Source organism: Microbacterium sp. S1037 (assembly GCF_048381605.1).
In the GTDB taxonomy this organism is placed as follows: Bacteria; Actinomycetota; Actinomycetes; order Actinomycetales; family Microbacteriaceae; genus Microbacterium; species Microbacterium testaceum_B.
In genome coordinates this window covers 395,966-419,260 of the sequence record NZ_JBLWIG010000002.1, presented here as the reverse complement: position 1 = coordinate 419,260, position 23,295 = coordinate 395,966, and the positions used below count along the sequence as shown (strand labels likewise).

Below are 23,295 nucleotides of genomic sequence, written 5' to 3'. Positions count from 1 at the left end.
TCAGCCCACGACGGAGAAGTCGGCGTCGAGAGCGGTCAGCTTCTCGAGGAACTTCTCGTACCCGCGGCGGATGATGCCGATGTTGCGCACCGTCGACTCCCCCTCGGCCGCCAGCGCGGCGATGACATAGCTGTAGCCGCCACGCAGATCGGGAACCTCGACGTCGGCGCCGTGCAGCGGCGTCGGGCCGTTGATGACGGCGGCCTGTTCGAGGTCACGGCGCGGAACACGGCGGTCGGGGCTCGCGATGCCCTTCGGGTGCACGACGATGTCGGCACCCATCTTGTTCAGCGCGGCCGTGAAGCCGAGGCGGTTCTCGTACACGGTCTCGTGGACCGTCGAGGTGCCCGGCGCCTGGGTGAGCGCGACGATGAGGGGCTGCTGCCAGTCGGTCATGAAACCGGGGTGGACGTCGGTCTCGACCATGACGGGCTTGAGGGCGTCGCCGCGACGGAACAGGATGCCGTCCTCGCGCACGTCGAACCAGCCGCCGGCCTTGCGGAAGACGTTTAGGAACGTCAGCATGTCCTGCTGGCGAGCGCCCTTGGCGAAGATCTCACCGTCGGTGGCGAGGGCCGCACAGGCCCACGAGGCCGCCTCGTTGCGGTCGAAGATCGCGCGGTGGTCGTATCCGACGAGCTTGTCGACGCCCTCGATGAAGATGACGCGGTTGGGCTCGTACGAGATGATCGCGCCCATCTTCTGCAGCACCGCGATGAGATCCATGATCTCAGGCTCGATGGCGGCGTTGCGCAACTCGGTCACGCCCTTCGCGCGGACCGCGGTGAGGAGCACCTGCTCGGTCGCGCCGACGCTCGGGTACGGGAGCGTGATGTTCGCGCCGTGCAGGCCGTTCGGGGCCGTGATGCGGATCCCCTCATAGCTCTTGTCGACCACGGCGCCGAAGGCGCGGAGTGCGTCCATGTGGAAGTTGATCGGACGGTCGCCGATGCGGCATCCGCCCAGATCGGGGATGAGCGCCTCGCCGAGGAGGTGCAGCAGAGGACCGCAGAACAGGATCGGGATGCGCGAAGCTCCCGCGTGCGCGTCGATCTCCTCGAAATGCGCGGCGACCGCGCCCGAGGGGTCGAGGTGGAGGGTTCCCTCCTCCTCGCCCTCGGTCACGGTGACGCCGTGCACCTCGAGGAGCGAACGCACGACCTTCACATCGCTGATCATGGGGACGTCGCGGAGCGTGCTGGTGGTGTCGCCGAGGAGTGCCGCCACCATCGCCTTGGTGACGAGGTTCTTCGCCCCCTTGACCTCGACGGTTCCCCGCAGCGGACGACCGCCGCGGATGGTGAGGGTCTCTGCCGCCTCCCAATCCGGCTGCCCGATGGGGTGCTCTCCGGTGTCGCTGACGAGTGTGCTCATAGGGGGGTGGACCTCACTTCGTGGACGAGGGGCGGCGAATCGACCCGATCGGGTCGATCGGGCTCAGCGGACCGGAAGGGTCCGCGGCCGCCATGCCTCGCGGCGCGCCTCGAACTGCGTGATCTTGTCTTCGTCACGCAGCGTGAGCCCGATGTCGTCGAGCCCTTCGAGAAGCCGCCACCTAGTGTAATCGTCGATGTCGAACGAGACCTGGAGGTCGCCGACCGTGGCGGTCTTGGCCTGCAGATCGACGGTCATCTCGATGCCGGGATTCGCCTCGAGAACCGCCCAGATCTGCTCGACCTCGTCTTCCGTGATCACGCCCGTGACCAGGCCCTGATTGCCCGAATTGCCGCGGAAGATGTCGGCGAACTTCGGGCTCAGGACCACCTGGAAGCCGTAGTCGCGCAGCGCCCACACCGCGTGCTCGCGGCTCGACCCGGTACCGAAGTCGGGACCTGCGACGAGGATGGATGCCGAGCGGTAGGCGTCCTGGTTCAGGATGAACTCCGGATCCTGGCGCCAGTTCGCGAACAGTGCGTCGTCGAAGCCCGTCTTGGTGACCCGCTTGAGGAAGACGGCGGGGATGATCTGATCCGTGTCGACCGCGGACCGCTTCAAAGGCGCGGCGACACCGGTGTGCGTGGTGAACTTCTCCATGTCAGGCCTCCGCCCCGGTCGAAACGATGTCCGCGGGGAGCGGCTCCAGGTCGGCGGGGCTCGACAGCGTCCCGCGCACGGCGGTGGCCGCGGCGACCAGCGGCGACACGAGGTGCGTACGCCCGCCCTTGCCCTGCCGACCCTCGAAGTTGCGGTTCGACGTGGAAGCGCAACGCTCCCCCGGCGCCAGCTGATCAGGGTTCATACCCAGGCACATCGAGCACCCGGCGAAGCGCCATTCGGCTCCGAAGTCGGTGAACACCTTGTCGAGCCCCTCGGCCTCGGCCTCCAGGCGCACGCGCGCCGAGCCCGGGACGACCATGACGCGGACGTTCTCGGCCTTGGTGCGCCCCTGGATGACGGAGGCGAAGGCACGCAGGTCTTCGATGCGGCTGTTGGTGCACGAGCCCATGAACACGGCATCCACCGGGATGTCCTTCATCGGGGTGCCGGCCGCGAGATCCATGTACTCGAGCGCCCGCTCGGCTGCGGCGCGCTCGTTGGGGTCGCTGATGTCGGCCGGGGTGGGCACGACGTCCGACAGCGACACGCCCTGGCCCGGGTTGGTGCCCCAGGTGACGAAGGGCTCGAGCTCGTTCGCGTCGAGGAAGACCTCGGCGTCGTAAACGGCGCCCTCGTCGCTCGGGAGCGTACGCCAGTAGGCGACGGCGTCGTCCCAGTCCTGCCCCTGCGGGGCGTGCGGCTTGTCCTTGACGTACGCGAAGGTCGTTTCGTCGGGGGCGATCATGCCGGCGCGCGCGCCCGCCTCGATCGACATGTTGCACATCGTCATGCGCCCCTCCATCGAGAGGGAGCGGATCGCGCTGCCGCGGAACTCGAGCACGTAGCCCTGGCCGCCGTTGGCACCGATCTTGGCGATGATCGCGAGGATGATGTCCTTCGCCGTCACGCCGGGCTTCAGTTCGCCCTCGACCGTGATCGCCATCGTCTTGAAGGGCTTGAGCGGCAGGGTCTGCGTCGCGAGCACGTGCTCGACCTCGCTGGTGCCGATGCCGAACGCCATCGCGCCGAACGCACCGTGGGTCGAGGTGTGCGAGTCGCCGCAGACGACCGTGATGCCCGGCATCGTCAGACCCAGCTGCGGCCCCACGACGTGGACGATGCCCTGCTCCTTGTCGCCGAGCGAGTGGATGCGGACACCGAACTCGTCAGCGTTGCGGCGCAGCGTCTCGATCTGGGTGCGGCTGGTGAGGTCGGCGATCGGCTTGTCGATGTCGAGCGTCGGGGTGTTGTGGTCTTCCGTCGCGATCGTGAGGTCGAGACGGCGGACCGGGCGGCCCTCGGCGCGCAGGCCGTCGAACGCCTGGGGGCTCGTGACCTCGTGCACGAGGTGCAGGTCGATGTAGATGAGGTCGGGCTGACCGTTCTCGCCCTTCACGACAAGGTGGTCGTCCCAGACCTTCTCGGCCAGGGTGCGAGGGTTCTCGGGAATCGTGCTCATGGTTTGCGTTTCTCCTCGGGAGGGGTGTGAGGCCCGCGACGAACTCCGCGACGAGAAAGGCCTAGAACAAGGTCTCGTCGCGGCCGCTAAGGAGGAGGCCGACGATCCGCACCTGGTCACGATACCACCGGCTCTCCTCCCCCTCGGCGCTCGCACCGCGCTCCGCCGGGTACCGATCGACGTAACACGACGCCGCACGTTTGGGCGTCGCGGAACCGCTCGTGCGAGCCTTCTGGAACGCCGCAGGAAGGAGCGTGCCGCATGGCCGCGAACGCAGAGCCCGGATTCTCGACCCGACAGGTGCACGTGGGCGCCACGACCGTACCCGCCTCGCCGCGCGCTCTGCCGATCTACCTCACCGCCGGCTTCACGTTCACCGACCTCGACGAGTCCGCCGAGCACTTCGGCACCGGCGCGGGCTTCGGGTACACGCGCACGGGCAACCCCACCGTGCAGGCCGTGGAGAACCGCCTCGCCTCCCTCGAGGGCGGCGATCAGGCGGTCCTCGTCTCGAGCGGACAAGCCGCCGTGACCGTCGCCCTCCTCGCCCTGGCCGGGGCGGGCGATCACATCGTGGTCTCCGAGCACATCTACGAGGGCACACGCGGTCTGCTCCTCGACAACCTCGCGCGGCTCGGCATCGAGACGACGTTCGTCGACACCTCCGATCTCGACGCGTGGCGGGATGCCATCACCCCGCGCACGAAGGCGCTCTTCGCCGAGACCCTCTCCAACGCCCGCAACGACGTGCTCGACATCGCCGCCGTCTCCGCGATCGGGCGGGAGCACGGCATCCCGCTCGTGGTCGACAGCACCTTCACGACCCCGTACCTCCTGCGTCCGATCGAGCACGGCGCGGCGGTCGTCGTGCACTCCGCGAGCAAGTTCCTGGCCGGACAGGGAGCCGTGCTCGGGGGCGTGATCGTCGATGACGGACGCTTCGACGCCGCGGCATCCGGTCATCTCTTCCCGCACCTCGTCCACGCCGACCGCCTCGGCGGGGCGAGCTATGCCGAGAAGTACGGCACCCGCGCACGCGGCGCGTACATCCGCGAGAGCGTGGCCCCGCGCTTCGGGCCCGCGCCGTCGCCGCTGAACGCCTTCCTGATCGGGCAGGGCATCGAGACGCTGAGCTTGCGCGTCGAGAGGCAGTCGCAGAACGCTCTGGCGATCGCACAGTGGCTCGAGAACCGCCCCGAGGTCGAGCGCGTCGACCACGTCGGTCTCGCATCCCACCCGCATCACGACCTCGGTGCGCGGTACCTCACGCGAGGCACCGGCTCGGTCTTCACCGTGACCCTGCGCGGCGGACTCGAAGCTGCGCGCCACGTCGTGCAGTCGGTGAAGCTCATCACGCACATGACCCACCTCGGCGACGTGCGCTCGCTCGTGCTGCACCCGCAGAGCACGTCGCACTCGGCGCGCACGGTCGAGGAGCGCGAGCGCGCGGGCGTCTTCCCCGGCACGATCCGCCTCTCCGTCGGCATCGAAGACGTCGACGACCTCCTCGCCGATCTCGAGCAGGCGCTCGTGGGAGTGCCCGTCGCCGAGCGCGAAACGGTCGTCCTGTGAGCCGTCTGCAGCACTTCGGGTGGTTCCTGGCGCGCGGCTTCGGCCCTCACGGCTGGGGCCATCCCTACCTCCGCTGGAATCACCGCTGGACGGAGCCGGGTCTGTACCAGGACTCGGCGCGAACCCTCGAGCAGGCGGGCTTCGACCTTCTCATCATCGAGGACGCACCCTCGCTCGGAAGTGCGGAGACGATCGACCTGCGCGTGCGCCACGCCTTCGGCGGGCCGAAGCACGATCCGCTCCTGCTCGCCCCCTACCTCTTCGCCGCGACGCGGCACCTCGGCGTGGTGCCGACGGTGAACCCCGCTGCGTATCTGCCGTACACCGCGGCCCGGCAGTTCGCGACGCTGCAACACCTGAGCGGGCACCGCCTGGGACTCAACGTCGTCACCGACACCGGCAGTGCGCGCCACTTCTCCACGGCCCCGCAGCTCGGACACGACGCGGCCTACGACCGGGCCGAGGAGTGGCTCGACGGCATCCGTCAGCTGTGGCGGAGCTGGGGCGAGGGAGCGCTCGTCGTCGACGAGGAGTCAGGCGTCTACGCCGACGGGACGAGATTGGATGCCACGCGCCACCGCGGTGAGTACTTCGGCTTCGACGGACCGCTCAACGCGATCCCCTTCACCGACGGCGAGCCGGCGATCGTCTCACCGGGCGGCTCGGGGCGCGGGCTGGCGTTCGCGGGACACAATTCGGACGTGCAGTTGGCGCTCGCCCCGCTCGACGAGGCAAGCATCCGTGCCTACCGCGGACGCATCCACGCCGCGGCGGAGGCAGCGGGGCGCGACGCCGCCGACATCAAGATCCTTTTCGCGATCCAGCCTGTACTGGTGTCGTCGCCGGAGGAGGCCGACCGTCTGGTCGCGGCATCCGCGAATCCGTCCGAGGAGGCGTTGATCTCGATCGCGCGCAAGCAGTCCAGCGACCTCGAGACGGATCTGACCGGTCTCGACCTCGACAGACCTCTCGACCGCTCGATCTTCGGCGAGCACGTGTCGGAGGGCAGCATCAAACGACTCGTCGGGAAGCACGACGCCGACGCGCCGCTGCGGACGATCCTGGCCGCCCACGCGCGCCTCGGCCGTTTGAAAGACGGTTCCGGCTTCGTCGGGACCGCGGACGAGTTCGCCGACCGCATCGAGGAGCTCGGCGAGTGGGGCAACGACGGCGTGCTGCTATGGGGCGACCTCCACCCGGTCACCGTCCACCGCCTGCTCGACGACCTGGTGCCGATCCTGCGCCGTCGCGGCATCCTCCGCGAGGAGTACGTCGACGGGGGTCTGCGGGCGAACCTGCGGGCGTTCTAGTCCCGGATGCCGCGCGCTCGGCGCCCAGTCCCGCTCACCTCCGGGGCATGTCCCACTTTGTGCAGAAACCACCGTCTGTGTTCGCACATTGCGGGACACGCCTCGTCACGCCGCCTCCCGCTCACCCCGGGGTGTGTCGAGGTCCGTCCGCCACGGCCGGCTGACGCCGCGCGGCGATGAGGCTCGCGATCGTCGCGACGGCCATCGACACCACGATCACGGCGAGGGAAACCCACGTCGAGATCTCCGGAGCCCACTCGATGGGCTCACCGCCGTTGAGGAACGACAGTTCGTTGACGTGCATCGCGTGGAAGACGAGCTTCACGCCGATGAAGGCCAGAATGAACGCGATGCCGTAGTGGAGGTACTTGAGGCGATCGAGAAGGTCGCCGAGCAGGAAGTACAGCTGACGCAGCCCCATCAGGGCGAAGAGGTTGGCGGTGAAGACGATGAACGGGCTCTGCGTGATGCCGAAGATCGCGGGGATCGAGTCGATCGCGAACAGCAGATCGGTCACGCCGATCGCCACGAACACGATGATCATGGGTGTGAACAGCTTCTTGCCGTCGACACGCGTGATGACTCTCTTACCGTCGTACGAGTCCGTCATCGGGAGGACGCGGCGGAGCGTCCGGACGATCAGGTTCTCTTTCTGCGTGTCGTCGTCGTGGTCGTCGCCCGGGAAGGCCTGGCGGATCGCGGTGTACACGAGGAACGCGCCGAACAGGTAGAAGATCGGACTGAAGTTCTCGATGATGGTCGCGCCGACGAGGATGAACGCCCCGCGCAGGATCAGCGCGATGATGATGCCCACCATCAGCACCTCCTGCTGATAGCGCCGGGGCACCGCGAACTGCCCCATGATCAGCACGAAGACGAACAGGTTGTCGATCGAGAGGCTGTACTCGGTCAGCCAGCCGGCGACGAACTGCCCCGCGACCTCTCCCCCGGCGACGATCCATAGCACTCCGGCGAAGATGAGCGCGAGCGTGACGTAGAACACGACCCACAGGGTCGATTCCTTCGCCGCGGGGATGTGCGGGCGCTTGAGGATGATCAGCAGATCCGCGACCAGGATCAGCACGAGCACCACGAGGGTGATCGTCTGGAAGAGCGGGTCCAGCTGCAGCTCCATCGCGGGCCTTTCTCGGGGGAAACGCTCGAGTTTATCGGCCGTCCCGTGCGCGGCGGGCGGCTTGTGCGCGTACTGCTCATTGCGTGCGTATCTCCGTGAGACGATCGCGCGCGCCCGGACACCTCTCAGTGAGAGAGTGCTCGCAGAGCCGCTCCCGACGAGAAGTGGATGCCGATGACCGACGACGTGATCGACGACAGGGCGCTCGTCGCGCGCGCAGCGGGCGGGTCCGAGATGGCCTTCCGCTCGCTGTATCGCGCGTACGTCCGCCCCGTGTACTGGACGGCGCTCGGCCTGGTCGGCAATCCCAGCGACGCCGACGATGTCGTGCAGGACACGTTCGTCGTCGCGTGGAAGAAGCTGCCCGGTATGACGCTCGAGGGGACGTCGCTCCTGCCGTGGCTCGCCACGGTCTGTCGACTCCAGGCGGCGAACCGCCTCCGCGCCCGGGCGCGTCACGGATCGCATGCCGCACTCGACCCCGAGATGCCGGCGCGCGTCGACGTCGAGCAGGAGGTCGTCGACGCCGAGACGGTGCGTGCGATCCTCGCCGAGGTCGACGGCCTCGGCGAGGTGGATCGCGAGATCTTCCGCCTGTGCGCCGCCGAGGGCTACGGCTACCAGGCTGCGGCAGAGCATCTGGGCGTCACCCACGGCACGGTGCGCAATCGCCTCTCCCGCATCCGGTCTCGGATGCGCACCACCGCAATGGAGACGGAGACCCCATGAAAACCCCCACACTCCCCCCTCTCGACGAGGACCGGATCGAATCGATGGAGAGGGTGATCTTCGCGCGCATCAGCGACTCCGCCCGTGCCGATCGCCGGCGGCGTCGCGCCCGGATCGGCGGGTGGACCGCCGCGGCTGCCAGCGTGGTCCTGATCGCGGCCATCGTCGGCCCCGCCGTCATGAACGGCGGCAGCCGCGCTCTGTTCGAGCAGTCCGCCGCGGGCGGGGGCGCCCTCACGGAGCAGTACTCCGGGGCCGCGGGCAGTGTCGCCGATGCCCCCTCGCTCGACGGATCGGCCACCGAGGCCGCGCCTGACGCTCCCACCCGTGAGATCGTCGCGAACGGATCGGCCACGGTCGAGGCGAGCGACGTCGGCACCGCCGTCACCCGGATCTCGGATGTCGCGACCTCCGTCGGCGGCTACGTCGAATCCTCGCAGGTGGGTGGCGCGTCCGGCGCGGTGCCGTTCGAGGGAGAGGCGATACCGCAGGGTGCGAGCGGTGATCCGGCGACCGCGTGGATCACCGTCCGCGTCCCCGCCGACAAGCTCACGAGCGTCATGGACGGCCTTTCCGCCATCGGAACCGTGACGGCGTCGAGCGTGAACCGCAGCGATGTCACCGACCAGGCGGTCGATCTTCGGGCACGCGTCGCCGCCGCCGAGGCATCCGTCGCCCGTCTGACGGAGCTGATGGCGCAGGCGGCCTCGGTGAGCGATCTCATCGCGGCGGAATCGGCGCTCGCCGAGCGTCAGGCCCAGCTGGACGCGGACCGGCAGCAGCTGACGCTGCTGGAATCCCAGGTGGCGATGTCGTCACTGTCGGTGCAGGTCCTCCCCGCAGCCTCGACCGTCTCGGCCGATCCCGCGGGATTCGGCGACGGTCTCGTCGCGGGGTGGAACGGCCTCGTCGCGGCACTGAACGGCGTCGTGATCGGGCTGGGTTTCCTTCTCCCCTGGCTCGCCGTGGCCGCGGTGATCGGCGCGGTGGTGTGGGGCGTCCGGCGGGCCCGGCGACGCCGGTCGACCGACGCGGACGTGTGACGCTCATGCGGCTCCTCGTCCAGCCGCGGCACCCGAACAACAAAAAGGCCCCGACCATTCGGTCGGAGCCTTTTTGTTGTTGGTGACCCCAGCGGGATTCGAACCCGCGTTACCGCCGTGAGAGGGCGGCGTACTAGGCCGCTATACGATGGGGCCGCGTCGCAACCGTTCAAGTATGCACCACGAAAGCACGCACGCAAAATCGAGGCGGGACCGCCGGGGATCTCGGGCGTGTCCGGTCACCGTACCGCCATCGCGCGGCGAGCGGAAGACGCCCGCGCGTATCCGTGGACAGGCATATGTACATCTCTCGAGGTCGGGATGCCAGAGCTTGCCGCTCGCCGGGGCGAAGAGTTGACTTCTCGCATGCGAGTCACCAAACACGAACACGCCGCTCTCGTCCTCACCGAGTCGGGACACACGCTCGTCATCGATCCGGGGAGCTTCACCTCACCGCTCGAGAACCTGGAGGGGCTCGTCGGCATCGTCCTGACGCACGAGCACCCCGATCACTGGACGCCCGACCACCTGAATCGACTCCTCGAGGCGCACCCCGGAACGCCGATCTACGGACCCGAGGGCGTCAAGCAGGCCGCCGCCGGTTTCGACATCGGCGTGGTCCACCCGGGCGACACGCTCGACCTGGCGCCCTTCCACCTCGAGTTCTTCGGTGGGGAGCACGCCGTCATCCACGCCTCGATCCCGGTGATCGACAACGTCGGCGTCCTCGTGAACGACGCTCTGTACTACCCCGGGGATTCGTACGCCGTTCCGAAGCACAAGAAGGTCGCGCTGCTCGCCGCCCCCGTCGGCGCACCGTGGCTGAAGATCGGCGACGCGATCGACTTCGTCCTCGAGGTCAAGCCCGAGCGGGTCTTCGCGACGCACGACATGACGCTGTCCGCCGCCGGGAAGCAGATGGGAGACGGCCGCCTGACGTGGGCGGTCGAGCAGAACGGCGGGTCCTTCGTCGATCTGAAGCCGGGCGATTCGACCGACGTGTGACGCGGCACCGTCCCGGGCTCCGGAGCGGGTGAGGCCTTCGGCGGGTAATGCGCCTCGGGTGCGCCGCTGAGCCCGGGCTGGTCCGGAGTCCGGCACATGACGGTCGCCCCGAAACGCGAGAACACCGGATGCCACGAGCCTCAGGCCCGTGGCATCCGGTGTTCTCGCGTGAAGTGTGCTTACTGCGCGTCGAGATCGGTCTCGAGGAGGGCGACGAGCTCGTCGAGCGCCTGCTCGGCGCCCTCACCCTCGGCCTTGAGGGTCACGACGGTGCCGTGACCGGCTCCGAGACCCATGAGCGACAGGATGCTGCCGGCGTTGAGGTCGGCGCCGCCGTTCGCTGCGATCGTGACGGGGATCTTCTTCTCCTGCACGGCCTGGACGAAGAGCTTCGCGGGGCGGGCGTGGAGGCCCGAGGCGCTGGCGATGGTGGCCTGACGTTCTGCCATGGTGAATCCTTCCGATTCGACGGGGTGTTAGGCGGCCACCGTGGCTGCGGGAGCGGCCTCGGCGGCGGCGGCGTCCTTGGTGCTGCGACCGAGACCCTTGAGGGCCACGACGATCAGCGCCGTCACGACGGTACCCGCCACGATTGCGAGGGCAAAACCCCAGAACGGGTTGATCGCGAAGAACACGAAGATGCCGCCGTGCGGAGCGAACGACTGGACGCCCAACAGCATGCTCAGACCGCCCGTGATCGCACCGCCGACCATCGAGGCGGGGATGACGCGCAGCGGGTCGGCCGCGGCGAAGGGGATCGCGCCTTCGGAGATGAACGAGGCACCGAGCAGCCACGCGGCGGCGCCGTTCTCGCGCTCGACCGGGGTGAACTTCTGACGGGCGAGCAGCGTCGACGCGAGCGCCATCGCGAGCGGGGGCACCATGCCTGCAGCCATGACCGCGGCCATGATGAGGTACGGCGCGGTGTTCGTCTGGGTCGCGGCGGCGAGGCCGGTCGTGGCGAAGACGTAGGCGACCTTGTTGACGGGGCCACCGAGGTCGAAGCACATCATGAGACCGAGGATCACACCGAGCACGACCGCGCCGGCGCTGCTGGCAGCGAGCGAGTTCAGTCCGTCGGTCAGCGCGGCCATGAGGGCGGCGATCGGGCGACCGAGGAAGAGGATCATCAGCCCCGAGGCGAAGATCGAGCCGAGGAACGGCACGATCACGACCGGCATGAGTCCGCGCAGCCAGCGCGGGGCGTCGAAGCGACCGAGCCACCAGGCGATGAAGCCGGCGAGCAGACCGCCGATGATGCCGCCGATGAAGCCGGCGTTCATCAGCACGGCGACAGCACCCGCGACGAATCCGGGGGCGATGCCGGGGCGGTCGGCGATCGCGTAGGCGATGAAGCCCGCGAGCACGGCGACGATGAAGCCCATCGAGGTGGCACCGATCATGAAGGCGACGGAGCCCAGGTACTGCCCGATCGGCCCGAGCGGCGAGGTGATGTTCTCGGTCGGGAGATCCCACAGCGAGTTCTGGATGATGACGTTCGCAGCATCCTTCGTGACCTGGTAGCCGCCGAGGAGGAAGCCGAGCGCGATGAGCAGACCGCCACCGGCGACGAACGGGATCATGTAGCTCACACCCGTGAGCAGCCAACGCTGGATGCGGCGACCGACCGACTGCTGCGCGACCGGTGCGTCGGACGCGGATGCCGAGGCGGCACCGCCCTGCACGCGCGCGGCGTTCGGGTTCTCGCTCGCGGCGAGGGCCTCGGCGATGAGCTGCTTCGGCTGCTCGATGCCGCGCTTGACGCCCGCGCGGACGACGGGCTTGCCCGCGAAGCGCTGGGGCTCGCGCACGTCGACGTCGACCGCGAAGATCACGGCGTCGGCGTCGTCGATCACGCTCTGCGGGAGGGCCTTGTAGCCGCTCGAGCCCTGCGGCTCGACGATGAGCTCGACGCCCTCGGTCTCGGCGCCGGCGGCGGTGAGCGCGTCGGCGGCCATGAAGGTGTGGGCGATGCCGGTCGCACACGCGGTGACGGCGACGATCTTCTTCGTCTTCGTCGCCGTGGCGGTGCGTGCTTCAGCGCGGGTCGCGGCGGGGGCCTCGGCCGCCGCCGGCGCGGGGGCCGGGTTCACGGCATCCGTGATGATCCGCACCGCGTCGGCGGGGGTCGAGGCCGAACGCAGGCCCGACATGAACTGATCGTTCATGAGGCTGCGGGCCAGCTGCGAGAGCACCGCCAGGTGCGCTTCGTCCGCCCCGGCGGGCGCGGCGATGAGGAAGACGATGTCGGCGGGTCCGTCGGGGGCGCCGAAGTCGACGCCGGGGGTGAGGCGGGCGAACGCGAGAGTCGGCTCGGTGACCGAGGCGCTGCGCGCGTGCGGGATGCCGATCCCGCCGGGCAGGCCGGTCTCGTCCTTCTGCTCACGCGCCCAGGCGTCGTCGAACAGCTCTTGAGCGCTGGTCGCGCGACCCTGCGCGACGACGCGCTCGGCGAGGGCTCGGATCACCGACTGCTTGTCGGTGCCCAGGGGCGCGTCGAGGCTGACGAGCTCCGGAGTGATGATGTCGGACATGGGCAGTGACCTCCGTGGTCAGGATGTTGCGATGGGGGTGGGGAAATCGGAAACGGTGATCGTCCCGGAGGGAAGATCGGCCGGGGTGGGCGCCTGCGTTCCCGGCAGGGTCGCGGCGGCGGCACCGTAGGCGATGCTGCGCGCGAGACGTTCGGGAGCCGCGGCTCCCTCGAGATCGGCGAGCAGATAACCGGCGAGCGAGCTGTCGCCCGCGCCGACCGTGCTCGCGACCTGGATTCTGGGGGCTCGTCCGCGCCAGGCGCCCTCGGACGAGAAGAGCAACGCGCCGTCGGCACCGAGGGTGACCAGAGCGGATGCCACGCGCCCGGGCACGAGGGCACGTGCGCGACGCGCCGCCTCGGCGAGAACGTCGGCGTCGTCCGCGGCATCCTCACCGACGAGCTCGGCGAGTTCTTCGTGGTTGGGCTTGATGAGATCCGGGCGAGCGGTCTCGACGACCGCGGCCAGAGCGGCGCCGGAGGCGTCGACGGCGATCCGTGGAGCAGCGCTCCCCCACCGTTCGCGGACGGCCTCGATGAGATCCGCGTAGAACGTCGGCGGCACGCCCGGTGGCAGTGATCCGGCGAGGACGAGCCAGGTTGCGCCTTCTGCCGCGGCCACGACGCCCGCCACGAGCGCGCGGGCTTCCGCGGCGGAGAGCTCGGCACCGGGGAGGTTGAGCTTGGTGGTCTCGCCCGCCGGGTCGGTGATGGTGAGGTTCGCCCGCGCGCGGCCCGCGACCTCGACGAGGTCGAGCGCGATGCCGGCGTCTTCGAGCAGAAGGCGGTAGGGGTCGTGGCCGTTCACCGGAACGACGGCCCGCGCCGGTGCGCCCGCCGCGGTGACGACGCGGGCGACGTTGACGCCCTTGCCCCCGGCGTCCTCGCGCGACGACAGAGCGCGTTGCACCTCGCCCTGCGCGAGCGCCTCCGCGAGGACGACGGCCCGATCGGCCGAGGGGTTGGCGGTCAGGGTGACGATCATGCGACGCGCACCTCCACATCGGCGTCCGCCAGGGCCTCGGCGAGGGCACCGGACGGCGGGGTGTCGGTGACGAGCACGTCGATCTCGTCGAGTCGAGCGAAGCTCACGAGCAGTTCCTCCCCGAACTTGGCGGCGTCGGCGAGCAGCACGATCCGACGCGCGGACTGGATGATGGCCGTCTTCACGGCCGCTTCTTCGGGATCCGGGGTGCTGAGACCGAACGTCGCACTCAGACCGTTGGTGCCGATGAAGGCAATATCGGGCCGCAACTGTCCGATCGCGCGGACGGTGTGCGCACCGACGGCGGCGGCGGTCACGCCGCGCACGCGGCCGCCGATGGTGGTGAGCGACAGACCCTCTTCACCCGCGAGGAGATGCGCGGCTTCGAGCGAGTGCGTGACCACTTCGACACCGGCCGAGGCGGTGAGCGCGCCGGGCAGCGACGCGGCGACGGCTGCAGCCGTTGTTCCCGCGTCGACGAAGATCGAGCCCCGGAAGCCGGGGCCGAGGAGGGCGGCAGCGCTCGCGGCGATCGCGCGCTTCGCGTCGCCCTGACGCTCACGACGCTCGGTCAGCGTGGACTCGGCGGTACTGGCGCGATCGATGCTCACGGCCCCGCCGTGGACGCGGCGGAGAGAGCCGGTGGTCTCGAGGCGGTCGAGGTCGCGGCGGACGGTCTCCGTGGTGACGTCGAAGCGCCGGGCCAGGTCGACGACGCTGACGCGTCCGACCTCGCGCAGTTCGCGCTCGATGAGCTGCTGGCGCTCCATTGCGTACACGGGATCCCCCTCGAAGATTCCCACACGATACAACACGAAGCCACACGAATCAACACTTCGTTCCGCAAAACGCAGATCGCGGCACGACCCGAGGGCCGTGCCGCGATCCGCCTGAGGTCGGGCAGCGTCAGGGCAACGCGATCGACGCGTCGAGGAACCGGTTCGTGGCGAGACTCTCGGGTGTGAGTCCATCGGCCACGCTCACGCCTTTCGCGCTGAGGATCGGCGTCACGATCGACTGCACCTTCGCCACCCGTTCGGCGTCGAACGAGCCGAACGTCCCATCCCCGCCGTTCGCCGCGAGGCCGAGCGAGCGCTGCTGCACGGTGGAGTTCGCCGCCTCCTCGGCCGGGTACACCCACCCGTTGTCGTACTGCTCGACGGCCGACACGATCAGCGTGTTCGCCGGCTCCGGGTCGGCGAAGTAGTCGACGCTCGCCTGCTGGATGACGGGGACGAGGGCGCTCAGGCACGCGGACTGCTGCTCGATGTCGGCGCTGCGCACGGCCAGGGCCACCGCGTAGATCGGGTACCCCGTGTCGGCGACGAGCTGGTAGTCGAGCGGACGAGCCCACTCGGGGATCGCGTTCTCGTAGACCCACGGCTCCACGGTGGCGAAGCCCTGCTGCGCGGCCTTCCCGTCCGCCGCGATGAAGGCGGCCGGCGTACCGTCGTACGAGCCGTCGAGCTGGTCGGCGCGCAGGAGTCCGGACCCGGTCAGGTAGTCCATGTAAGTGGTGCCGTCGAAGTAGCGGACGGTGGCATCCGTCTTTCCGAGATCGGCGATGGAGTGGACGTCGGGATAGGTCTTCGGGTCCCACATGATCGCCCACGGCGCCTTCTCGAAGGTCGACATCACGGCTGTGGTGGGCAGGGTGTCGGATGCCGCGATCGCGTCGTCGGTGTTCACCCAGCCGAGCAGGATGTCGGGGTCCGTGTACATCTGCGCCGGGACGCCTGAGAAGCCGATCGCCGGGCCGCCCGCGCGGATCTCGACGTTCACACCGGTCCACGACCCCTTCGACATCAGCGGACCCGAAACACTCTTCTTCCCGGCATCGATGGTCGCGTCGGGACCCAGCAGGGTGAACAGGCCGCCCTGCTCGGCCTGCGGGTTCCAGTCGGTCTGGATGACGACGTTCGCCGGGCACACGGCCGAGAGGTCGGTCTCCCCGATCGCGAGGTCGGAGGTGGCGGCCGGAGTCGAGGCGCCCGAGGCGCAGCCGGTCAGGGCGGCGGCGACGGCCGCACCGGCGGCCAGCGCGGACAGGGGACGAGAGGGTCTGATCATGGTGTTCTCCTGGGGTCGGGTGGAGCTCAGAGGGAATCGATGTCGGTCGTGGGTTCGCCGGTCAGGGTGAAGCGCTCACGCGTGGTGGTGTAGAAACTCGCGCCGAACCGTGCGACGGGTGCGTAGTCGGCGAGCCGCACGCGCATGCGCTCGCGATCGACCAGTCCCGGTCGGGTCCGCAGTCGACGGACGCGCCCGAAGTAGATCTCGCGGCTCGGGATGTCCATGCGCGACCACAGCTCGCACTCCAGCGCGACCGGGGCCTCCGCGATGACCGGAGGGCGAACGGATGCCGCGGGCACCGTCGCGATCCCCCGCTCGGCGAGCTCGTCGACCTCGGGCGGATGCCGCACGCTCGTGGCATCCATCGACTCCACCAGGGGGCGGTCGACGAGGTGGACCACGAACTCGGCGGTGGCGTCGATGTTGACGGCGGTGTCCTTGCGCGCGCCGTCGGGCAGGCGGTCGATGCTCACCATCAGCAGCGGCGGGTCCTCCCCCACCATCGCGAACATCGAGAAGGGCGCGGCGTTCGGGATGGCGGTCGGGCCGAGCGTCGTGACCCACGCGATCGGCCGCGGGACGACGAGCGACGCCATGAGCTTGTAGCGCTCGTACGGGGTGAGCGCATCGAAGTCGTCGACCTCATGCATGGCTCTGCACCCACCAGCTGAGGACGATGTCGCGCAGCGCGGCCTCATCGTCATCGCCGTAGAGGTCACGGCGCGCATGGGCGAGGAGCAGGGCTGTGTCGGCATCCGTCAGCTCGACCTCGAGGTCGTCGACCGTGACCGGCGTACGAGGGAAGTGCGGCACGTAATCGGGGTCGCGCGCGAGCCGGCGGTCGGTGCGGATCTCGGATTGCGTGAAGTCGGCCGGGGTCCGCTGGGCACGGTGGACCTGGAGCGGCGGCACCCGGACGAGATCAGCCTCGGCGGCGTCGAACACCGTGACGTCGAGCGGCCGCAGCGCGTGGTTGCTCGTGCGGAAGATGTCGTTGCCGCACACGTTCGGCACGGCCAAGACATCCATCACCGCGAGCAGCTCGACGTACGCGTCCGCGGGGGTGTGCTGGTGCACGACCTCGATCGAGCCGTCGGCGTTCACACGCGTGGCCATGAAGAGATTGAACGAGTCGTGCACGTCGTCGGGAGTGAGGCCGTACTCGCGCTGGGCCTCCGCCTGCATGTCGGCGCAGTTCGTGTGCTCGACGAATCCGAACATCGACTCGTACATCGCCGCGCTGCACCGGGGGAAGAGGGTGTCGTTCAGACCTGCGTCGTCGGAGAGGACGAACATCATCGCGCGTTCGCGCGGGGGCGCCGACCAGAGGAAGCTCCCCTCCCCGGGATGGATGCCGTGCAGCGTGCGGGTCCGACCGACGTGCATCGCCTCGCGATAGTCGTCGAGCGAGAAGACGTTGAGGTCGGCGCACTGGTCGCCGTCGACCTGCGCCACGCGCAGAATCTGACCGGCGCGGACTTCGAACGCCTTGCCGGTCCCGGGGAGCAGACGGTGCTCCTGCCGGGCGACCCGCTCGGCGCCCGGGGTGAACGCCAGATCGTCTCGCCACGCACGCTCGGTCGGCGAGACGCCGGGGATCGGACGGGCGGACACGCCGAGCGAGGTCTCGCGCAATGCGAGTGACACGAGGTCGGCGATGTCCGCCGCCTCACCGGCGAGAATGGAGCGGTCGAGCAGCTCGCGCTGCTGGGACGTGAGGGAGAGTCGCATCTCGGGCGCCTTTCTGTATACAGGAATAGTTCTATTCCGTATACGAGTCGCGCGTGTTCCGAACGTGCGTCGCTTGCGTTACGCCATGCATCCGCGCACATTCGCGAAAATCGCCGAGCGCTCGTATACAGTCGTGGCATGAATCCCGAGACAGAAGCGGTCGGTTCACCCGCTGAGCGCGCTGAGCGCGCGTACGCCTCGCTCCGCGCCGCGGTCATCGAAGGCGCCCTCACCCCCGGGACCAAACTCGGCGAGGAGACCCTCGCCGCCCACTACGGCGTGAGCCGCACGCTCGTCCGTACCGTCCTGGCCCGGCTCGTCGCCGACGGCCTCGTCGATTCTCCGCACGGACGCTCCGCCGAGGTCGCGCACCCCACGATCGACGAAGCGCGCGACGCCTTCGCCGTGCGGCGGGTCCTCGAGCGCGAGGCCGCGCTCCGCGTCGCCGAACGGTGGGATGCCGACATAGCCGAGCGGCTGCGGTCGCACGTACGCGCTGAGCGCGGAGCATGGGCAGAACGCCGCGCGGCCGCATCCTCCCGCCTGGGCGGCGAGTTCCACATCCTGCTCGCCCGCGAGACGGGCAACGATCTGCTCGAGCGCTACATGTCGGAGGTGGTGTCGCGGACGGCGCTGATCCTGGCGATCTACGGCCGCGACATCGACCAGCAAGCCTCGATCGAGGAGCACGAGGAGCTCCTCGTTCTCCTCGCCGCCGGGGACGCCGAGCGCGCCGCCGACCTCGTCACCCATCACCTCGACGAGGTCGAGCGCAAGACCCTGCGACCCGCCGAGCCCGGAACGGACCCCTTGCTCTCGGTGCTGTCGCGCTACTGAAGATTCGCCGGCGGTCTCACGACCGGCACTGTCAGTTCAGGGGGCGACGCTTCACGGGGCGACGACGGAGATACGGAAGGCGATCTCCTTGCCCTCCGGTCCGGTGAGCGTCGCCTCGGTCGTTCCCATCCCGCGCGCGATGAACCCGGGGTGGAACGTCGCCCCCTCGGAGGCGCCCCCGGCCGAGAACTCCGCGATGGTGCGGTCGGCGGTGGTTCCGGTCCACTCGGCGTCCGTCCCGTCCGGGGCGGCGATCACGAGGGCGGTGCCGACCACCACGGACACGTCCCGCCCGTCGAGGTCGCCAGGCGAGACGAGCGTCGGTGGCAGCGCCTGCGAACTCCCGGACGGTTGGGGGTTCGCCGAAGCCACGGAAGCACTCGCGTCCGAAGCCGGCGTCGGATCCGCCGCGGGCGCGCATCCCGCGAGACCGAGACCGGCGATGACGACCCCTGCCACGAAGAACGACGAACGCTTCACATCACACCTCTTCCACCGCGGCGATCCTCGACACCGATGCCCGGATGCTACCCGGGCACCCGATGGATTGACCGGAGGCGATCCGCAGGTCGCCCACCGGTCGCCCGCACTCATCGAACGACGTCGTCCCGATCGACCCGCCGCGCGCAGGTCTGAGTGGTGAAAAGCTCAGTCCTCGGGCTCGATCCGCTCGGGGACGATCGACCACATGTACCGCGCGCGCCGCAGTTCTCCTTCTTCGGAGCGACCGGCACTCAGGGCCTCGAACTCGTCGAAGACCTCCATGACGCGATCCTGGAGCCGGCCCACCTCGTCGGCGCTCAACAGCAGCTGCCCCGTCCGCAGGACCATGTACGTGATGTCGGCATCCGGAGGGCGGACCGACCGCACCGCCAGCAGCTCCTCCATGCGCTGGCGCATGGGGGTCAGGCGTGAGTCGATCAGGACCATCCGCTGCACGGCATCCGACTCCGCACTCGCCACGAGCGAGTAGCTCGGCGCCGCGGGGAGCCAGGGCCGTTCGCGTCCGTCGGTGGACTCACCGCGCCGGATGAGTCCGGTCGACTCCGCCGCTCGGAGGTGGTAGCTCATCGCGCTCGGGCTGAGCCCGACGAGCTCGGCGAGTTCGGTGGCGGTGGCCGGACCCTGTCGTCGGTAGAGCTCGTCGACCACGACCATGCGCAGAGGATTCGCCATGGCGCGGACCGCGCGAGGGTCGGAGATGACGAGCGTCTGATCGGACATGTCCTCCCAGTGTGCCGCCTCGGCGGGCGCCGCGCATCTCGAAGAGTGCGCGACGCCCGCCGAGGTCGGACTCAGGAGCGTCGGCGGCGTCGCCACGCGATCGCCGATCCGGCGACCAGCGCGGCCATGGCCCCGGCACCGAGCCACACGAGGACCGCACCGTCGACACCGGTCGAGGCGAGCCCACCGCGCGAGGGCGACGCGCCGGGCGGAGTGGTCGCCCCGCCGTCGGGGGTGGATGCCGTCGGGCTCGGGACCGGCTCCGACGGGGTCGGGGTGGGCTCACCCGCGACCGTCGGGGTGACGATCTCCGCACGGGCGTCACCGTCGCCGTGCAGGTGGAGGACCAGCACCTGAGGCGTTTCCTCCCCCGCCCGCGTGACGGCGACGGATCCCTCGGCGTCGGCGAACAGTGCCGTCCCGGAGTCACCGAACGCCAGGGCCGGAGCATAGGCGTCGATCGTGGCGGCATCCGTCTGGTCGACCAGCGCGCTCTGATACCCGCCGTCGAAAGCGGGGTTGTAGTACGAGCGCGTCTGCGCCAGATAGCGGATCGTCGTCTGCGTGGTGCCGGGCGTGTAGCCGAGCGCCTTGAGCGAGGTCGACATCGTGAGAACGGTGTTGTCGAAGACGTTCGTGCCCTGATCGCCGAACACGCCGTTGACCGGGCGTTCCTCGATCAGATCACCGGTCACCGCGTCGATCGTCATCGCGACCGGCACGTCGCCGGCCTCACCGGGCTGCACCTGAACGATGAAGTCCGCGCGGGTGTCGCCGTTCACGTCGAGCTGCACCGATGGCCAGGTCAGGGGCGACATGCGCGCCCACTCGCCGTCCATCTGCAGACCGAACGTCAGCACGCCCTGCGTCGGGTCGTCGAGCAGCGACGCCGTCGACGACGCTCCCACGGCCAGGATGTCGGCGCTCTCCAGCGTGCGCTGTGCCGACGTGTCGGGGAACGTGTCATCGGGATCGGTGGTGCCGAGGATCAGGGGCACCATGAGCGAGCGGTACCGCTCGCGGCCCTCGCCCTGGTCCAGTCCACGGCCCGCGATCGTCAGAGTGCCCGACGCCCCGTCGAACGCGACCCCCTCCGTGTGCGTCTCCGAGTAGGGACGCGGAGCGGCGTACACCGCGAGACGCACGGGGTAGGTCCCGGTCGGGCCGGTCGCCTCGAGAACGCCGGAGGCGTCCGCGAGGTACTGACGGGGCGCTCCCCCGGTCTCCGCCTCCATGGTCGGGTCGAGGGTGCGGCGCAGAGCGGCGGGGTCGTCGATGCGCAGCGTCAGCGTCACGTCGACGCTTCCTCCCGCCGGAACCGTGACGGTGGACGGGCTGACGTCGTAGCCGACGCCCGGCGTCTCGGTGCGCGGGGAATACCGCAGGTCGAGGGTCGTGGCATCCGTCCCGTCGTTTCCGACCGTGATGGTCCTCGTCTGCACGATCGGTTCGGTGCCGGCGTCGATCACGCCGAACGAGGCGCTGAGCAGATCGCCGTTCTCCACCGAGCGGAGGCTGATGTCGCCCTCGACGGCGGCCAGGGCGTCGACGCGACCCACACCCACGCGGGCCGGCCCGTAGGCACGGGGGTCGGCACCCGGCGTCACAATGTCGTGCGCCGCCGTGTTCATGACCTTCTGCTTGACCTGCTCGGCCGTCCAGTCCGGGTGGGCCTCGACGACCAGGGCGGCCACGCCCGCCGCGTGCGGCGCGGCCATCGACGTACCGCTGAGCACCTCGAGACCCGTTCCCGAACCGTTGCCGGCCGAGATCACCGAGACGCCGGGGGCCGACACGTCGGGCTTCAGCACGTCGTCGATCGAGCCGTGAGTTCCTCGGGAGGTGAAGGATGCCGCGGTGTCGACCCGCGACGAGTCGAACACCTCGATCGTCCGACGCAGGTCCGAGCGCAGCTCGACGACGAGCCGACCCTCCTCCATCGCGGAGCGAAGAGCATTGGTCGAGTCCCCCGTGAGCTGTGCGCCGGGGATCGCGGCGTTGCCGGCGATCCCGTTCTCGAACGAATTCGCCTGACCGGTGAGCACGACGCCCACCGCACCCGCGTCGTACGCGTTGTCGAAGCGGACGGCGGAGCCGCACGCGACATCCGCATCGTCCCACTCCAGCCAGACGATCTTGCCCGCGACCCGAGGCTTCTCCGCGGCGTCGAACGGCTTGCAGCCGTCGGCGTTGTCTTTCTCCGAGAGGGCGACGACGTTCGCCGCGACCGCGAAGTCCCAGCCGAACTCCTGCGAGTACTGCACCTTGATCTTCTCGGCGGGGTTCTGCGCCGGGTCGCCGACGGTGGCCAACGCCGCGTCGGCGAGGCCGTGCCCGCTCGACGAGGCCGCGACCGTCAGGGCACCCATCGTGGTGCCCGGGCTTCCGGCGATGTCGGTGACGTCGCCGGAGTTGCCGGCGGCGACGACCGGCAGCACGCCCGCGTCGACGAGCGTCTGCAGTTTGGCGTTGTCGGGGTCGTCGATCGCGCCGTAGTTCGTGCCGAGGGAGAGGTTCACGACGTCGATCGAGGTTCCGGATGCCACCTTCTGGGCGATCCATTCCAGAGCCGCGCCGGTGAGCGAGGTGCTGCCACCGTTGTCGCCGAACACCTTCAGCGCGATGAGCCCCGCCTCGGGAGCGGAACCGGGGCCGATCGCGAACTCGGATCGCACGCTCTCGGCCGAGAGTTCCGTGTAGTCGCCGCGGAACGTCTTCAGGTCCTTATCGACGCCCAGGCCGACGGCTGTTCCCGCGACGTGCGTACCGTGGTTGCCGCCCGGGCCGTCGATCGGATTGGCGTCGGGGCGCGGGATCGGGTCGTACGCCGGCGTGCCGTTGGCTCCGTTGTACGTCGGGCCCGCGAAGTCCCACCCGCCGAGGTACTTCGACGCGTCGAACCAGTCAGCGGCGGGCGCATCGGTCGAGGCGAGGGCCTGCTGGTACGCCTCCGTCGTGCCCGGTCCGCCGAAGTCGGCGTGGGTGTAGTCGACCCCGGTGTCCACGACGGCGACCGTGACGTCCTTACCGGTGCGTCCCGCCTGCTGCCACGCGTTGACCGCTCGCGTCAGCGCATCCGACGCGGCGTTCGACGGGGTGGCATCCGAGGTCGCAGGCAACTCGATCGACTGCGTGACGATGCGAGACACCTTCTCGACGTCCGGCCGTTCAGCCAGCTGGCGCAGGGTGTCGGCGTCCGCGTTGACCGCGATACCCGGCACCGAGTACGTCGAGGTGTACAGCACCTCGGCATCGGGGTCGATCTGCTCGAGCGCCTCCGATACGCGATCGGCGACCTCGGCATTCTGTGCCGCGGTGTCGGCGGCGGCGGCCGACGCGGCGTCGTCCGACGCCCCTCGGGCCTGCCACGCGCTGTGCACCCCGAGGGCGCTGTCACCGCGCGTCTGGACGAACACGTCGACGGGGCCGTCCGCCGAGACGACGGAGTCGGGAAGCGGGGTGCCTCCACCGGACCCGGCGGGGGCGAGGGCGATCTCATCGAGACCGCCGGGGGCGGCTCCGGCGGGAAGAGCGGCGCCGAGCGACAGCGAGGTCGCGAGCAGGCCGGTCCCGACCAGGGCGCAGGCGCGCGAGCGCGCAGAACGGAAGATGATCATGAGGT

20 protein-coding genes and 1 tRNA gene are annotated in these 23,295 nt (G+C 69.7%); 6 read left to right on the top strand and 15 right to left on the bottom strand.

All coding sequences use genetic code 11. The annotated features are described in order from the left end of the window. The 3 genes from murA to leuC form a co-directional block, all read right to left on the bottom strand. Positions 1-1,374, bottom strand: a complete 1,374-nt coding sequence (gene murA, locus ACMW4R_RS12670) for a UDP-N-acetylglucosamine 1-carboxyvinyltransferase (protein ID WP_058595866.1) — start codon at positions 1,372-1,374, stop codon at positions 1-3. Between the two features lie 63 nt (positions 1,375-1,437). After that, complete coding sequence (gene leuD, locus ACMW4R_RS12665; RefSeq protein WP_418300085.1) at positions 1,438-2,034, bottom strand: 3-isopropylmalate dehydratase small subunit; 597 nt, start codon at positions 2,032-2,034, stop codon at positions 1,438-1,440. A gap of 1 nt (position 2,035) precedes the next feature. Continuing rightward, on the bottom strand, positions 2,036-3,496 hold the full coding sequence (gene leuC, locus ACMW4R_RS12660) for a 3-isopropylmalate dehydratase large subunit (protein ID WP_058627855.1): 1,461 nt from the start codon (positions 3,494-3,496) through the stop codon (positions 2,036-2,038). A gap of 261 nt (positions 3,497-3,757) precedes the next feature. Here leuC and ACMW4R_RS12655 point away from each other — a divergent pair, with 261 nt between their 5' ends. Both ACMW4R_RS12655 and ACMW4R_RS12650 read left to right on the top strand, forming a co-directional pair. Continuing rightward, complete coding sequence (locus tag ACMW4R_RS12655) at positions 3,758-5,068, top strand: O-acetylhomoserine aminocarboxypropyltransferase/cysteine synthase family protein (RefSeq protein ID WP_418300084.1); 1,311 nt, start codon at positions 3,758-3,760, stop codon at positions 5,066-5,068. Then, positions 5,065-6,378 carry an LLM class flavin-dependent oxidoreductase gene (locus ACMW4R_RS12650; RefSeq protein ID WP_058630009.1) on the top strand — a complete coding sequence of 438 codons (1,314 nt, stop codon included), beginning with the start codon at positions 5,065-5,067 and terminating at the stop codon, positions 6,376-6,378. Before ACMW4R_RS12655 ends, ACMW4R_RS12650 begins: the two co-directional genes overlap by 4 nt. 121 nt (positions 6,379-6,499) lie before the next feature. Here the strand turns inward: ACMW4R_RS12650 and ACMW4R_RS12645 are convergent, their stop codons facing one another. Continuing rightward, positions 6,500-7,513 carry a TerC family protein gene (locus ACMW4R_RS12645; protein WP_058595871.1) on the bottom strand — a complete coding sequence of 338 codons (1,014 nt, stop codon included), beginning with the start codon at positions 7,511-7,513 and terminating at the stop codon, positions 6,500-6,502. Positions 7,514-7,687: 174 nt separating this feature from the next. On the opposite strand from ACMW4R_RS12645, the gene ACMW4R_RS12640 reads away from it, so the two are divergent. Next, positions 7,688-8,242, top strand: a complete 555-nt coding sequence (locus ACMW4R_RS12640; protein WP_058627859.1) for an RNA polymerase sigma factor — start codon at positions 7,688-7,690, stop codon at positions 8,240-8,242. Next, positions 8,239-9,285, top strand: coding sequence for a DUF4349 domain-containing protein (locus ACMW4R_RS12635; RefSeq protein ID WP_418300083.1), 1,047 nt, complete (start codon positions 8,239-8,241; stop codon positions 9,283-9,285). The genes ACMW4R_RS12640 and ACMW4R_RS12635 overlap by 4 nt, the downstream gene beginning before the upstream one ends. An 80-nt stretch (positions 9,286-9,365) precedes the next feature. Here ACMW4R_RS12635 and ACMW4R_RS12630 read toward each other — a convergent pair. Next, positions 9,366-9,441, bottom strand: a tRNA-Glu gene (locus tag ACMW4R_RS12630). 210 nt (positions 9,442-9,651) lie between these two features. Here ACMW4R_RS12630 and ACMW4R_RS12625 point away from each other — a divergent pair. Further along, positions 9,652-10,290, top strand: a complete 639-nt coding sequence (locus ACMW4R_RS12625; protein WP_058627851.1) for an MBL fold metallo-hydrolase — start codon at positions 9,652-9,654, stop codon at positions 10,288-10,290. Between the two features lie 179 nt (positions 10,291-10,469). Here the strand turns inward: ACMW4R_RS12625 and ACMW4R_RS12620 are convergent, their stop codons facing one another. The 7 genes from ACMW4R_RS12620 to ACMW4R_RS12590 all read right to left on the bottom strand — a co-directional run bounded on the left by ACMW4R_RS12620 (position 10,470) and on the right by ACMW4R_RS12590 (position 17,612). Further along, positions 10,470-10,739, bottom strand: a complete 270-nt coding sequence (locus ACMW4R_RS12620) for an HPr family phosphocarrier protein (protein ID WP_058595874.1) — start codon at positions 10,737-10,739, stop codon at positions 10,470-10,472. A 27-nt stretch (positions 10,740-10,766) separates the two neighbouring features. Beyond that, a complete protein-coding gene (locus ACMW4R_RS12615) occupies positions 10,767-12,824 on the bottom strand; it encodes a PTS fructose transporter subunit IIABC (protein ID WP_418300082.1) in 2,058 nt (685 codons plus the stop codon). 18 nt (positions 12,825-12,842) lie between these two features. Continuing rightward, on the bottom strand, positions 12,843-13,808 hold the full coding sequence (locus ACMW4R_RS12610; protein ID WP_418300081.1) for a 1-phosphofructokinase family hexose kinase: 966 nt from the start codon (positions 13,806-13,808) through the stop codon (positions 12,843-12,845). Beyond that, positions 13,805-14,587, bottom strand: coding sequence for a DeoR/GlpR family DNA-binding transcription regulator (locus ACMW4R_RS12605; RefSeq protein WP_193753617.1), 783 nt, complete (start codon positions 14,585-14,587; stop codon positions 13,805-13,807). Before ACMW4R_RS12605 ends, ACMW4R_RS12610 begins: the two co-directional genes overlap by 4 nt. A gap of 127 nt (positions 14,588-14,714) precedes the next feature. Beyond that, complete coding sequence (locus ACMW4R_RS12600; protein WP_418300080.1) at positions 14,715-15,878, bottom strand: ABC transporter substrate-binding protein; 1,164 nt, start codon at positions 15,876-15,878, stop codon at positions 14,715-14,717. Between the two features lie 26 nt (positions 15,879-15,904). Then, on the bottom strand, positions 15,905-16,531 hold the full coding sequence (locus ACMW4R_RS12595) for a flavin reductase family protein (RefSeq protein WP_418300079.1): 627 nt from the start codon (positions 16,529-16,531) through the stop codon (positions 15,905-15,907). Continuing rightward, positions 16,524-17,612, bottom strand: a complete 1,089-nt coding sequence (locus tag ACMW4R_RS12590; RefSeq protein WP_418300078.1) for a DUF1989 domain-containing protein — start codon at positions 17,610-17,612, stop codon at positions 16,524-16,526. Before ACMW4R_RS12590 ends, ACMW4R_RS12595 begins: the two co-directional genes overlap by 8 nt. 138 nt (positions 17,613-17,750) lie before the next feature. Between ACMW4R_RS12590 and ACMW4R_RS12585 the strand changes: the two genes are divergently transcribed. Further along, a complete protein-coding gene (locus ACMW4R_RS12585; protein WP_058595880.1) occupies positions 17,751-18,449 on the top strand; it encodes a GntR family transcriptional regulator in 699 nt (232 codons plus the stop codon). 51 nt (positions 18,450-18,500) lie between these two features. On the opposite strand, the gene ACMW4R_RS12580 is transcribed toward ACMW4R_RS12585, so the two are convergent. The 3 genes from ACMW4R_RS12580 to ACMW4R_RS12570 all read right to left on the bottom strand — a co-directional run bounded on the left by ACMW4R_RS12580 (position 18,501) and on the right by ACMW4R_RS12570 (position 23,290). Then, the gene (locus ACMW4R_RS12580) at positions 18,501-18,929 is read right to left on the bottom strand and encodes a hypothetical protein (RefSeq protein ID WP_058595881.1); all 429 of its coding nucleotides are present in this window, start codon (positions 18,927-18,929) and stop codon (positions 18,501-18,503) included. Between the two features lie 168 nt (positions 18,930-19,097). Continuing rightward, positions 19,098-19,673: an ArsR/SmtB family transcription factor gene (locus ACMW4R_RS12575; protein WP_153001443.1), complete on the bottom strand. Its 576-nt coding sequence runs from the start codon at positions 19,671-19,673 to the stop codon at positions 19,098-19,100. A gap of 71 nt (positions 19,674-19,744) precedes the next feature. Continuing rightward, on the bottom strand, positions 19,745-23,290 hold the full coding sequence (locus ACMW4R_RS12570; RefSeq protein ID WP_418300077.1) for a S8 family serine peptidase: 3,546 nt from the start codon (positions 23,288-23,290) through the stop codon (positions 19,745-19,747). Positions 23,291-23,295 lie beyond the last annotated feature (5 nt).

Excerpts from the sequence above, each read along its gene's own strand:
- murA (WP_058595866.1), bottom strand. The coding sequence starts at position 1,374 with ATGAGCACACTCGTCAGCGACACCGGAGAGCACCCCATCGGGCAGCCG.
- leuD (WP_418300085.1), bottom strand. The coding sequence starts at position 2,034 with ATGGAGAAGTTCACCACGCACACCGGTGTCGCCGCGCCTTTGAAGCGG.
- leuC (WP_058627855.1), bottom strand. The coding sequence starts at position 3,496 with ATGAGCACGATTCCCGAGAACCCTCGCACCCTGGCCGAGAAGGTCTGG.
- ACMW4R_RS12655 (WP_418300084.1), top strand. The coding sequence starts at position 3,758 with ATGGCCGCGAACGCAGAGCCCGGATTCTCGACCCGACAGGTGCACGTG.
- ACMW4R_RS12645 (WP_058595871.1), bottom strand. The coding sequence starts at position 7,513 with ATGGAGCTGCAGCTGGACCCGCTCTTCCAGACGATCACCCTCGTGGTG.
- ACMW4R_RS12640 (WP_058627859.1), top strand. The coding sequence starts at position 7,688 with ATGACCGACGACGTGATCGACGACAGGGCGCTCGTCGCGCGCGCAGCG.
- ACMW4R_RS12635 (WP_418300083.1), top strand. The coding sequence starts at position 8,239 with ATGAAAACCCCCACACTCCCCCCTCTCGACGAGGACCGGATCGAATCG.
- ACMW4R_RS12625 (WP_058627851.1), top strand. The coding sequence starts at position 9,652 with ATGCGAGTCACCAAACACGAACACGCCGCTCTCGTCCTCACCGAGTCG.
- ACMW4R_RS12620 (WP_058595874.1), bottom strand. The coding sequence starts at position 10,739 with ATGGCAGAACGTCAGGCCACCATCGCCAGCGCCTCGGGCCTCCACGCC.
- ACMW4R_RS12615 (WP_418300082.1), bottom strand. The coding sequence starts at position 12,824 with ATGTCCGACATCATCACTCCGGAGCTCGTCAGCCTCGACGCGCCCCTG.
- ACMW4R_RS12610 (WP_418300081.1), bottom strand. The coding sequence starts at position 13,808 with ATGATCGTCACCCTGACCGCCAACCCCTCGGCCGATCGGGCCGTCGTC.
- ACMW4R_RS12600 (WP_418300080.1), bottom strand. The coding sequence starts at position 15,878 with ATGATCAGACCCTCTCGTCCCCTGTCCGCGCTGGCCGCCGGTGCGGCC.
- ACMW4R_RS12595 (WP_418300079.1), bottom strand. The coding sequence starts at position 16,531 with ATGCATGAGGTCGACGACTTCGATGCGCTCACCCCGTACGAGCGCTAC.
- ACMW4R_RS12590 (WP_418300078.1), bottom strand. The coding sequence starts at position 17,612 with ATGCGACTCTCCCTCACGTCCCAGCAGCGCGAGCTGCTCGACCGCTCC.
- ACMW4R_RS12585 (WP_058595880.1), top strand. The coding sequence starts at position 17,751 with ATGAATCCCGAGACAGAAGCGGTCGGTTCACCCGCTGAGCGCGCTGAG.
- ACMW4R_RS12575 (WP_153001443.1), bottom strand. The coding sequence starts at position 19,673 with ATGTCCGATCAGACGCTCGTCATCTCCGACCCTCGCGCGGTCCGCGCC.
- ACMW4R_RS12570 (WP_418300077.1), bottom strand. The coding sequence starts at position 23,290 with ATGATCATCTTCCGTTCTGCGCGCTCGCGCGCCTGCGCCCTGGTCGGG.